The 12,225-nt window shown below is 51.0% G+C and carries 9 protein-coding genes and 2 pseudogenes; 5 read left to right on the top strand and 6 right to left on the bottom strand.

What is annotated here, in order from left to right:
- Window positions 1-92: 92 nt before the first annotated feature.
- Entirely contained in the window at window positions 93-1,409 is a 1,317-nt protein-coding gene (locus OMP38_RS10845; protein WP_277565080.1) for an ABC transporter substrate-binding protein, read from the bottom strand.
- 100 nt (window positions 1,410-1,509) lie between these two features.
- Window positions 1,510-3,204, bottom strand: a complete 1,695-nt coding sequence (locus tag OMP38_RS10850) for a glycoside hydrolase family 2 protein (RefSeq protein ID WP_277565235.1) — start codon at window positions 3,202-3,204, stop codon at window positions 1,510-1,512.
- A 285-nt stretch (window positions 3,205-3,489) separates the two neighbouring features.
- On the opposite strand from OMP38_RS10850, the gene OMP38_RS10855 reads away from it, so the two are divergent.
- Window positions 3,490-4,608 (top strand): GntR family transcriptional regulator, encoded by a 1,119-nt coding sequence (locus OMP38_RS10855; RefSeq protein WP_277565081.1) that lies wholly within the window; start codon window positions 3,490-3,492, stop codon window positions 4,606-4,608.
- A 3-nt stretch (window positions 4,609-4,611) separates the two neighbouring features.
- Here the strand turns inward: OMP38_RS10855 and OMP38_RS10860 are convergent, their stop codons facing one another.
- Entirely contained in the window at window positions 4,612-5,859 is a 1,248-nt protein-coding gene (locus OMP38_RS10860; RefSeq protein WP_277565082.1) for a sialidase family protein, read from the bottom strand.
- A 210-nt stretch (window positions 5,860-6,069) separates the two neighbouring features.
- A complete protein-coding gene (locus tag OMP38_RS10865) occupies window positions 6,070-7,461 on the bottom strand; it encodes an amidohydrolase family protein (RefSeq protein WP_277565083.1) in 1,392 nt (463 codons plus the stop codon).
- 184 nt (window positions 7,462-7,645) lie between these two features.
- Here OMP38_RS10865 and OMP38_RS10870 point away from each other — a divergent pair.
- The 3 genes and pseudogenes from OMP38_RS10870 to OMP38_RS10880 all read left to right on the top strand — a co-directional run.
- Window positions 7,646-8,372 (top strand): annotated as a pseudogene (locus OMP38_RS10870) (response regulator transcription factor).
- On the top strand, window positions 8,369-9,301 hold the full coding sequence (locus OMP38_RS10875; protein WP_277565084.1) for a sensor histidine kinase: 933 nt from the start codon (window positions 8,369-8,371) through the stop codon (window positions 9,299-9,301). Before OMP38_RS10870 ends, OMP38_RS10875 begins: the two are co-directional and overlap by 4 nt.
- 19 nt (window positions 9,302-9,320) lie before the next feature.
- Window positions 9,321-9,979, top strand: a pseudogene (locus tag OMP38_RS10880) (ATP-binding cassette domain-containing protein); the annotation flags it as partial.
- A 225-nt stretch (window positions 9,980-10,204) separates the two neighbouring features.
- Here OMP38_RS10880 and OMP38_RS10885 read toward each other — a convergent pair.
- Window positions 10,205-10,747 (bottom strand): alpha/beta fold hydrolase, encoded by a 543-nt coding sequence (locus OMP38_RS10885; RefSeq protein WP_277565085.1) that lies wholly within the window; start codon window positions 10,745-10,747, stop codon window positions 10,205-10,207.
- A gap of 166 nt (window positions 10,748-10,913) precedes the next feature.
- On the opposite strand from OMP38_RS10885, the gene OMP38_RS10890 reads away from it, so the two are divergent.
- Complete coding sequence (locus tag OMP38_RS10890) at window positions 10,914-11,345, top strand: Rrf2 family transcriptional regulator (RefSeq protein ID WP_277565086.1); 432 nt, start codon at window positions 10,914-10,916, stop codon at window positions 11,343-11,345.
- 9 nt (window positions 11,346-11,354) lie between these two features.
- Here the strand turns inward: OMP38_RS10890 and OMP38_RS10895 are convergent, their stop codons facing one another.
- Window positions 11,355-12,194: an SDR family NAD(P)-dependent oxidoreductase gene (locus tag OMP38_RS10895; protein WP_277565087.1), complete on the bottom strand. Its 840-nt coding sequence runs from the start codon at window positions 12,192-12,194 to the stop codon at window positions 11,355-11,357.
- Between the last annotated feature and the right edge of the window lie 31 nt (window positions 12,195-12,225).

A 12,225-nucleotide genomic window follows, 5' to 3' on the forward strand; every position in this document is an offset into this window, starting at 1 on the left:
CCCGGGCCTAAAGCCCGGCACTTCCCTGCTGTCCCTTGCAGTTCAATTATCGTTCCGTAGCCAAAATTTTATCGAGATCGATGGATGCCTGATCAAGCGTGCTTTGCACATCGGATTTTTTTGAGCAGAATTTGATCAAAGTACTTTTGGAATACTTCCGTCAGGATTTTGCTGGAATTCGAGATACCGACCAGCCATGGTTGACCGATGTCGGCCGATTTCATGAATATATCCAGATCCGGATTGGCTGCGAGAATTTCCGGATCGCCTGCAAGATCGGTACGTACCGGCGGGAAGCCGATCTTCGTAGACCATTCTTTTTGCGTATCCTTCTCGAACCACCACTGCGCGAATTTGTAAACAGCGTTCTTTACGTTCTCATCCTTCGCGCCTTTATTCGTCAGGTGCATGGACAAGCCGGAGCCGAAGGTGACTTGCTTCGCAGGTCCGGCAGGCATAAGCGCGATACCGTAGTCGACTTTAGCCGCCTTGAACTGCGGGGACATCCAAGGGCCATCGTACATCATGCCAAGCTTGCCGGAAGCAAACATCTTGAGGTTATCGCTGTTAGGGGCGGGCGAAACCTTCTTATTGATCGCCAGATCCGCCCAATATTTAATCGCTTCTACCGCTTCAGGCTTGTTGATCAGCGAAGTTTTGTTTGAATAATCGATAACGTCGCCGCCGTTCGCCCATATCATCTGCGGAAGGTATACCCAGCTGGAGGAAATGGTCATGCCGTATTGGCCTTTTTTCGTATCGGTCATTTTGACGGCCCAGTCCGCCATTTCGTCCCAAGTGGTCGGCGGCTTCGCTGGATCAAGACCGGCCGCTTTCACCATATTCTTGTTGTAGTAAAGCGCATGAGCAAAGTAGTTCATCGGGAAGCCGATGAAGTGATCTTTATAATGCAGCAGTTGGTCGTAGCCTTTTGGCAAGAGGGAGGTATCAATCATGTTGTTCGCGTAGAAATCATCAACAGGCGCGATTACGCCAAGGTCGGCATATTTAGCGATATTCTCAGGACCGAATGCGATAAAGTCCGGTCCTTGACCGGATGCGGTCGCCGTCGTCAACTTCTGGTAAAGAACATCCCAGTTCATAATTTCCATCTTGACTTGGATCTCATCCTGGGATTCGTTGAACTTCTTGACCAGCGACTCCAGAACCGGGCGATCCGAACCGGAGAAACCGTTCCAGTACGTAATGGTAACCTTGCCCTCAGGTTTCGTATCCGTCTGCTTCGTTTCCTCTGCCGTGGTTGGTGAAGCCGATTCTGTATTTCCTGCCGATGGATTGCCGTTACTGCCGGAATTGCTGGTATTGCTATTGCCGTTACCGCACGCCGAAGCGATCAGCAGTGTGGCGCAGATCGTTACTAACCAACTGCCCCGTTTCCATTTGTTCATAGAACTAACCCTCCTGCTTTCATTTTGTAATCGCTTACTACAACTTAAGTATAGAATTCGGAGTGACCCCATTCTATAACAAGCTTAGTATGAACTTAACTTATTCTCCAAGCACGATAGAACGAATCGTTTCAAGCGGCAGCTTGGGCTTCCGATCATAGGTTAACAACCCGTTGATTTCCTGTTCGACATCCGTAATTTGCGTATAACAGAAGCCCTGTACAAGCGTTGAACGCTGCAGGGCACCGAAGACCGCCCTCAGTCTCTTCTCCAGGTCCTCCTCGCTGTCAGCTCCGGAGTAACCCCAGCCTTCCCATTCGCTACGCTGAAAGGAGATACCGCCAAATTCCGTGACAAGAACCGGCTCTCCGGCATAAGCATACCCGCCAACATGCATCTCTCTCTTCTGAGGGGCATCCGTTGCTCCTTCAACGGTGGAGTAACGATCAAGCAGAACGCCTTCACGCCACTCATAATCATGAACGGTATACAGATCGGATTTGACATGCTCCCAGCCATCATTAGATATAACAGGGCGGCTTATATCCAGGGACTTGGTCAAATGATAGAGCGTCATCGCGTGATGCTGCTGCTGCTCATCAATGAGAATATTAGGAACGCCCCAGCTCTCATTAATGGGGACCCATACCACGACACAGGGATGATTGTAATCGCGCTTGATCGCTTCCTGCCATTCCTGCATCATTCGTTCTACATACTGCTCGGAATAAGCGTAAGCATTCGCCATTTCGCCCCATACAAGCAAGCCCAGTTTATCGCATAAATGGAGGAACAACGGATCCTCTATCTTCTGATGCTTGCGCGTACCATTGAAGCCCATCGCTTTGGTCAATTCCACATCCTGCTTCAAAGCTTCATAGCTTGGAGCGGTCATAATTCCGTCCGGAAAATAGCCCTGATCGAGCACCAGTCTCATATAATAAGGCCTGTTATTCAGACAAAGCTTGCCGTTCTCCACGGAGATTTTGCGCATCCCGAAATAGCTGGTTACTTGATCGATTGCCTTCCCGTTCACCTTGATCGTAAACTCGACGTCGTACAGATTAGGACGCTCGGGAGACCACCAGCGGCCAAGTCCGTGGTCATTATAATCATGCAGGGCAATGGTTCGTGTCAGGCTTGAATGCGTAAGCTGATGCTCTTCTTCAGCAGCGAGCTCCTCGCCGAATTTAATTTTTGTATTTATAGTTACCTGTCCTTCAGCTTCATCCAAGCCGTGTACAAAGTATTGAATCCTGATCTCATTACGGTCGATATCCGGGTCATACTTCACCCGCTCAAGAGAGACGGCCGGCAAAGCCTCCAGCCACACCGATTGCCAGATCCCGGTTGTTCTTGTATAGAAAATAATCTCGCTTTTTTCCTTCCAATACTGCTTCCCGCGAGGCAAAGTAACATCCCGGCTGTAATCCTCCGCCCGGACGACAACCTCGTTTTCCCCATCGCGCAGCGCAAGTCCGATATCGGCTGAGAATGGCGTATGTCCGCCTTCATGTCTTGCTACCAGTACGCCGTTTACCCACACCACTGCACTGTAATCAACAGCTCCGAAATGCAGCATCAGTCTGCGGCCCTTCCAGTCTTCCGACAGTTCGAAAGCTTTGCGGTACCAGACGATATCATGAAAAGCCGTTTCTCCTATTCCGCTGAGCTCGCTTTGATAACAGAAAGGGACATTAATTTTTCTCGAGAAGGAATGACTTCTGTACCAGCCTTCTTTCATGCCGACGTTCTTATCGTCGTACTCGAAGCCCCATTCCCCATTTAGACTCATCCATTCCTTACGGACGAACTGCGGCCTGGGATATTCCGCTCTACTAGCTTCTTTTTTCAATTCCCTTACCTCCGCTCCAAATTTCTCTTTTGCGCAGCCCAATTGATGAATACGCTTTCTAATTAGCGATCTTAGCATACAGGTTGAAGGTAAACGATTATATACTAAATTTAGTATAATTTCGAAAATGACTCATAATATAAACTTTGACAACGCCGTTCCTTCACCGATATGATAGAATAAACAATTTTTAGGTTAGTATATTTTTCGTAGGAGATGGCTCATATGAGCGATACGAAATCATCATTGGCGAACGATAGATCTATCCCTCTGTATAAGCAGATCGCCATCCATTTGAGAGAACAGATCATGTCCGGCAAGCTTCGTCCTGGCGATCGCGTTCCTTCCGAAAAGGAAATCGCAAGCTATTTCAATGTCAGCCAGATTACCTCCAAGCAGGCTTTGTCCCTCATGAGCGACGAGAATCTCGTCATTCGGCTTAAGGGAAAGGGGACCTTTGTCGCGGGGAGAAACGGCACAGATATTTTGCAATCGATTCATTCCGGTTTTAAAGGCATTGTCGGCATTATATTCCCGTCCATTACAATGCCCGTCGAAAGCATGCTGTTTTTCCAGGTGCAGTCCCGCCTTCATGATCGTGGCTATCAGACCCTGATTCGAGTAACGGAAGATATTATGGATAAAGAAGTCGAAGCGATCCGGATGTTCCAGCTGTTTGGCGTACGTGGATTTATCGTCTTTCCGGTCATGGATGAGAATTACAACGAGGAGATCCTGAAGCTGTCCCTTAACCGATTCCCTCATGTACTGGTCGACCGCTATTTGCCTAGCATTACGAACAGCAGCGTGACCTCCGATAATATTTACGGAACGATGGATGTCGTTGATTACTTGCTCGGCGAAGGGCATCAGCACATTGCGCTTATTACGCAGGCAGATTCCAACACGAATACGCGGGAGCGCGAGACCGGCTTTGAGAACGTATTCCTTGAACGGACATTGCCGATCGACAAGAAGTATTGGCTCTATCTGAAGCGCAATACGAAGCAGGACGACGATGGACTGAAGGAGAAAATCAAGGCCTTCTTCCACGCGTATCCCGAGGTTACCGCCGCCATCACCATCGATACCGTCCTCGCCCGGCTCGTGTATGCATCGGTCTATGAGATCGGCAAGCGGATTCCGGATGATCTCACGCTTATTTCGTTTGACGATCCTAAGCTGCCCTACGTTCCGTACATCGAGCAGAACATTCCGGCGATAGCGGAGAAGACCGTCGAGATGATCATTCAGCAAATGGAAGGAACCTATACGCCCCGTCGCGAGACGGTCCCCGTCACCTTCATTCGGGATGTCCGGTATCCTACACCGGAAGGACTGTAATTGTCATAACGCAAAAAAGACGATCGTCCTCCAGTTAAAAGACGATCGTCTTTTTGTTATGGCTACTATTGCGACGCTGCAGGTTGCTCCGTGATCTTCCCGAACCGGATTTCGACCCGATGCCCGCCTTGCTCGCGGGGGGGTTGCGTTTACCGATGCAATCTCATCCGTTCCGGTCTGATAAAGACTTGCCCATAGATATTGCGGGAAAGTGCCGTTCCATGGCGCAATCGGATTCAGCTCCCAGCTTGCCCCGTTATCCAAACTAAGGGAAACTTCATTCGAATTGGACGTGAGAATGAGGCTGCCATCCTTTAAAGCGGTGACATACGGTCCCCCTGATTGAACGGGCACCTGTGTCCCGATCCCAGACTCCCAAGTCTTGCCGTCCTTCGCGTTCTTCACGAAAATATTGCAATTATAAGTACCGCACACCTCAAACGCGACCGTATACTGACCGTTCTTCAGCTTGCTGGAAATCGGCATGCCCGGTCTTGCCGCAGCATCGTCCGGCGTCCATGCGACGAATATTTCTTCGCCCCAGGTTTTCCCGTTATCCTTCGATATCTTCTCGGAGATAATCTGGCTATACGCAGGCGTCCCCGTTACATGCTTCTCATTGGCGTAAAATACGGCCAATTCACCTTTATCGAGCATCTGGAAATACGGCTCATAAACCCCTTTGTCAGGGTCGCCTAAGCTGCCTGGCTTACCTTCATTCGTATCAATCTCACTCAGTTTTGTCCAGGTACGCCCCTTATCTTTGCTCTTGTATACGGGCAGTCGATAGGATTCCTGCCATCTTACAGACCTGGCTGCGAGCAACAAATCTCCATTTTTCAGCTTAACGATTTGTCCGTTGTCCACGTCTCTGCCCGGGTCGCTGATGGTCGATATCGCCTTCCAGCTCCTCCCCTTGTCTTTGCTTATAGCGACCTCAAGGGAGGTACCGCCCTTGTCATCCTCGAAGTACCCTTGATTACGATAGACCGTATAGACGATCATCCACTCTTTATCGGATAACTTGGTCATTCTGGCATACTCGGACCCAAAGGTTCCTGGAGGAATATTACGGGCGTCTACGGAAGCGCTCTCAAACAGTGGATCGTCGTTGACGACAACCGTATGGTCTTCCCATTCAATCATAAAGCGCTTCGGAGGTCCCTCATCAGCGGTCGTACTGCAGGCGCCAAGCACAGTCGTAAATACAAGCAGCAATAATGCAACAAGCTTTAATGGATTTCGGTTCAAACCAACAGCCTCCTATAGTAAGATTCCATACCTGTGTATGATTGTAAACGCTTTACTATAGATGATATATACTAAGCTTATATCTAATATCGTACGCTTCGTACATCAAAGCCATCATTCAAATGAATGATGACTTTGAACTTTACCGGCCACTAGTCGCTGCTGAGATGGGACCCCGTTCAGTCGTTAACCTTGATCACGGGATACGTTTTAACCGCCTGGTCCAACGTCTGCTTCTCCATCAGCTTCCCATCCAGGATAACCCCCCGAGATGCTTGTCGTGTTTCGAATGTCCTCCAGCGGGTTCTTGTCCAGCAGCACGAGATCGGCCTGCATTCCTTCTTCCACGCTGCCCGTCTCCTCTTCTCTCCCGAAATATTTCGCAGGATTCAGCGTTGCTGTCTGCAAGGCCTGCAGCGGGGTGAGGCCGCTCTTCACGAGCAATTCAAGTTCGTCATGGAGAGAAACGCCGTAGATTAAGTTCGTCAGCTCGTATCCGGAATCGGTGCCCGCCAGCATCGGCACGCCGGCATCGTTCAATTTCTTGACCATGCCCGGATTCAAGGAATTAATCGTAGCGACTAATTCCGTCTGTTCGGGAGGAACGGCGCGAATCGTCTCGGCCCATCGCTCCTGCACGGCGGTCGGTACGTATTTGGACCGAGGATCGATTTCCGTTTTGCCCATATTAAAATAGGTAACGAGGGTCGGCACAGGCCAGACCTCTTTTTCTTTAAACTCGCGGAACAGTTTATCTGCCTTTTGAGCGTCATAATGCTGGGAAGCCTCGATCTCTGCCACCGAATAACCGGCCAAATCGCTCATGTCGGCATTTTTGAAGATGTCGTCTTCGATGCTCGAAGTGGCAATAAACAAGCCGTGCATATGTTCGATGCTTTTGAATCCAAGTTGAACGGCTTCTTCGGCCCGAACCTCCACCGGCAAATGACCGACTACCGGCAAACCGTATTTCTTGGCTTCATCCACGACCGCGAGAAACAGAGGACGCGGCAACCAAGAGTATACCTTAATATGACTCGCGCCCTTCTCCGCATTGATACGTACCGCTTCGCGCGCTTCTTCCTCTGTTTTTAAGTAACGCATATGCGGGGCATCATCGGCCGGACCTCCATTCAAGGTCATCCCCGCGTAGACGAGATGCGGCGCTGTCATACCGGCTTGAATACTTTTATTCCACTCATCGATCCGGGGAAGCGCCGCTCCCATCTCCCTGATTCCGGTCACTCCGTTAGCCAAAAGAAGCGGGAACGCTTCTTTGTAATTGTCCTCCAGATGCACGTGCATGTCCCACAGGCCGGGAATGACGTATTGTCCCTTGGCATCCTTCACTTGCGCGTCCTTAGGGATCTTGACGTCCCCGCTGCTCCCAATGTGACTGATCCTATTATCCGCGATGGTAATCGTCTGATCGCTTACTAACTTTCCGGATCTTACGTCTACTACCGTCGCATGCTCAATCACCAGTGTCTGCTTATTGCTGGACTCCTTGTTATCATTGTCTGAATCTGTACATCCCGTTAAAGCAACAGATAAAGCCATTACCACCAGTATCCACTTCCCTAAACTTTTCGTTTTTCTCATTAAATTTATCCTCCTTGTCGTAATGAATCCTTGTCGGTATAACCTTATTTTAGAAGGCTAACCCTGCATTTTTCTTAATCAGTTCTTACAAAAAGTTTAAGTTTGCGAAGTGGGAAGGGAGACGGGTTGCCCAACAGTCTCTAAGTGTGAGTTAATAGATTCAAAATGATCGCGGAGGGAATCCATGCCGGGGAATCACATACTTTTTGTCGAGGATGATCGAGCCATCAGCGGAATGGTGGGTCCTTATCTGGCCAAGGAAGGCTACCGCGTCTCGTATGCCTACGATGGGATGGAGGCAGCGCGTCTGTTCGAGGAGCAGCCTTCCCGATACGATCTGGTCATCTTGGATCTCATGCTGCCGCGCCGAAGCGGCCTGGAGGTGCTGAAGACCATTCGGAGCGTCAGCCTAGTCCCCGTTCTTATCCTGTCGGCCAAAGACGGCGAGGTTGACAAGGCGCTGGGGCTCGAACTGGGCGCGGACGATTACGTTAGCAAGCCCTTCTCGCTAATCGAATTGATCGCCCGTGTGCGGGCGATTATTCGCCGCTCTAATTATTCCGTGTCATCGGTGCAGGTCTCGGATTCCACGGTACGGGACGAGGTCATCCGGATTGGGGGGGATCGTCATGAATCTGGAGACGTACGTCGTCGAACGGGACGGCCTGCCCGTTAAGCTGACTTCCAAGGAATTCGGCATCCTAAAACTGCTCGCGGAGCATCCGGGGCGAGTATACACAAAAACGCAGATCTATGCGTCGGTCTGGAACGACGCTTTCATCGGAGACGATAACATTATTAACGTGCATATGCGTCGCTTGCGCGAGAAACTGGAAGAGGAGCCATCTGACCCCAGATACATTAAGACGCTGTGGGGCCTCGGGTACAAGCTGGAAGCGGATCGGACATGAGCGGGTTCCTCACGGCTTCCACCGCGCTGCTTGGCATTGCCGTGATTGCGTTAGCGGCGCGACTGCGCAAACGAAGCCGACAGCTCGACTATCTTCACGGCAAGCTGAACGCGATCTTGGATAAGGGCACGAACGAGCGGCTTCTGATCTTCGACAGCGACGCTCGGGTCGGTCGACTCTTGATAGACCTGAACCGGCTGCTTGACCACGCGCATCGGACCGGAGCGCGCTACGCCAATCAGGAAATCGAGATCCGCCGCATGCTGTCCAACATCTCGCACGATCTAAAAACGCCGCTGACGGTGGTTCTGGGCTACAGCGAGATTCTTCTTCATGACCGCGGACTGGCTGAGCGCGAGCGGGAAGCGATGACGGCGAACATTCAGGATAAAGCGCAGGAGGTACTCCGTCTCGTGCATTCCTTCTTCGACCTGGCCAAGCTGGAGGCGGGCGATACGGAGATGACGCTCTCCCGCGTGAACGCAAGCGAGCTGTGCCGCTTGAAGCTGTTGTCCTTCTACGACATGCTCTCGAGTCTTGAGATGAAGTTGGAGCTGTCCATGCCGGACGAAGACCTGTATGTCATGGCCGATTCGGAGGCGCTGGAGCGCGTGCTGGATAACTTAATAACGAATGCGATGAAGTATGGGGCAGACGGCAAGCTGCTGGGCTTGACGCTGAAGCGAACGGACGATGGGAAGACTGCCCTTCAGGTGTGGGACAAGGGCAAGGGCATCCCGGAGACGGAGCACCGCCGGGTCTTCGAGCGAATGTACACGCTCGAGGATTCGCGCAATCGTCTTTATCAAGGCAGCGGCCTCGGCCTGACCATTACGAAGCGGCTCATCGAACGCATGGGAGGCACCATTGTCTTGCATAGCGTGCCTTGGGAGCGGACCGTGTTCACGGTTGTCCTGAAGTCTGGCTAGCAAAGGAGCTTATGGAGCGATGACCTATATAGCACGTACGATCGGCGTGACCAAAGCATTCAAGGGCACAGAGGTCGTATCCGACGTCAGCATGAACATCAGGCAGGGGGGAGATCTACGGATTTCTCGGGCACAACGGCGCCGGCAAGACGACGCTTATGAGAATGCTGACCAACCTGATCAAGCCGACCGCCGGCGAGGTCGAACTGTTCGGGGAAAAGCTTACGCCTCGTTCGTACGAAGTGCTGAAGCGCATGGGCAGCGTAATTAATTCTCCCGTTTTTTACGACGACTTATCGGGCCGGGAGAATCTGGAGCTGCATTGCGAATATATGGGATTTCCGGACAAAAAAGGTCATCGGCGCGATGATGGAGCAGGCGGGTCTGCAGGATACGGGCAAGAAGCCCGTCCGGGAATTCTCCCTCGGCATGAGGCAGCGGCTGGGCATCGCACGCGCCCTCATCACGATGCCGGAGCTGCTCATCCTGGATGAACCGATCAACGGCCTGGACCCTTCGGGCATGAAGGAGCTGCGCGATCTTTTCAAACGGCTGTGTGCCGAATACAGGATCACGCTGCTCGTATCGAGCCACATGCTCGGGGAGATCGAGCAGATGGCCGATACGGTCGGCGTCATTCGGGGCGGAAGGCTCCTGAAGCGGCTTACAGCTTCCTCATGGCCAAAAAATGAGAGATGCCTTTACAGATTTCACCGGGCACTTCCAAGGGAGAAAGGTGGCCCGTTTGGGGGGATGACGTGCAGCTCTGCCTGAGGTATGCGCGGCAGCAACTCCCTTTTCAGCGATTCCAGCCGATCTACCGGGTCGGATTCTCCGGCTAGAACCAGTGTGGGCACATTGATGTTTTTTACTTCCGCAGATATATCTTCAAGCATCGCCTTTTCAGGCCAGGCCGCCCGGGACAAAGGGACGCTTTTTTTGCATATCCTCAAGCGCCATTTCTCGTACATGCTCTTCAAGAGGGAGCAAAGCAATATTATTCAAAGCGATTTCTGCGCCTTCCCGATTATCGTAAAAATGAACCATTGACGCTCTCATTTCTTCCGGCATATCTTGCGGAGTCGGGGTAGATGGCGCAACCAGCACCAAGCCTTCCAAGCCAGCGGGCCGGCGTGAAGCCAACAATTGTGCGGCCTTCCCGCCCATGGAATGACCTACGAGCACGTACCGCTTCAAACCAAGCTCTTGAATAAGCGCTTGAGCGTCGTCGGCCAGATCCTTGATGGTATAAGTTGCAGCTGTCTTGTCTGAATCTCCCCATCCGCGGTGGTCATAAGCGATGCAAGTGTAGTCCTGCTTCAGACCTTCAATCACTTTCCCCCAAGTCCGTGCCGATCCGCCATAAAAATGCAAAAACACAAGCGCCGTTCCTCCCGCTCCCTGCTGTTCAACATGAAGATTGACGCCGTTAACTTGATAATACATATCGTTCACTCCTTTTCATTTATAAGTAACAGTAACTGTTACTGTTACATAATAAACGATGCATTCCTCTCTAGTCAAGTTTGTCCGTCATGGTTTATCCGTTGATTTGTATTTCAAAAATCAATACACTGACTATAAGCTTAGACGAAGGAAGGATCATTCCTCAATGGCAAACCGAAGCCAACAGTTTTCTGTAGCGGTTCATATTTTATGCTTTCTTGAATTCAATAAAGAGGGTCGTACCACGTCCGAGCTGCTGGCGATGAGTGTGAACGCTAATCCGGCGGCGATCAGAAGAATAATGAGAAGACTTACGAAAGCGGGTCTTATTGCATCTACCCTTGGGACGAATGCGGCGATAAGGCTGGCTAAAGAGGCGACACATATCACGCTATTGGATGTTTACCGGGCCACCATGGAAGATAATCCGGAAGCTTTTGTCGTTCATAAGCATACAAACCCGGCCTGTCCGGTAGGAAGTAAGATGCCGTTTTTATTAGAAGGCGTATATACGAAAGTCCAATCGACGATAGAAAACGAATTGTCGGGCGTAACGATCTATAGTTTGGTGAAGGATGGAATTATCGGCGTAGATTGAGAATCATGCCTATTCAAAATCAGTTCTAAAGCTGATTTCCTTGTTCGCTTCCAGCTCTTCACGCAATTGATCCAGCTTCTCGGACGCTCTCCGGTAAGCATCGCTGCCCAAGAACAATTGGACCGGGGGATTCGACGATTCCGCCAGATCGATGAACACCTCTGCCGCCTTTTCAGGATCGCCAGGCTGCTTACCGTCTGTCGCGATGAACCGGTTGTGCCCCGCGTGAAGCTCGCTGTAATCCTCCATTTTATGGGCAGCCAAAACCAGGGAATCCGCCTTATTGAACTGCGTTCTAAATCCGCCGGGCGCTACTGCTGTCACTTTGATTCCCAGAGATTTCACATCCTGAGCAAGCACCGTTGTCAATCCCATGAGCGAGAACTTCGTGGCGGCATACACGCTCCAGCCCATATGCGGAGCGAAGCCGGCAATGGAAGCGATATTGAAGATATGTCCTGAACGCTTCTTCCGCATATAGGGCAGTACACTTTGAATGACATGGATCGGACCAAATACATTGACTTCAAAGTTGGCCATGATCTCCTTCTGCGACAGCTCCTCAATCGCACCACCGATGCCATAGCCTGCATTGTTAACGGCCACATCGATTTGCCCGAACTGCTCGTACGTCTTGTTCACGGATGTCCGGATCGAATCTGCTTGGGTCAGATCGACCGCCAACGGCAAGAATTGTCCTTCTTGCGCCTCACCCACAGCTTGCTTTAAATCTTCTATGTTACGTGAAGTTGCTGCGACTCTATATCCGCGCTGAATCAATTTTCTAACCAGGGATAATCCCAGTCCTTTTGAAGCACCGGTCACGTACCATACTTTAGCTGGTTGCATATTCTCTCCTCCAATGGCTAATCGTCGCTAT

Origin of the sequence: Cohnella ginsengisoli (assembly GCF_029525555.1) — a bacterium.
GTDB classification, from domain to species: domain Bacteria; phylum Bacillota; class Bacilli; order Paenibacillales; family Paenibacillaceae; genus Cohnella; species Cohnella ginsengisoli.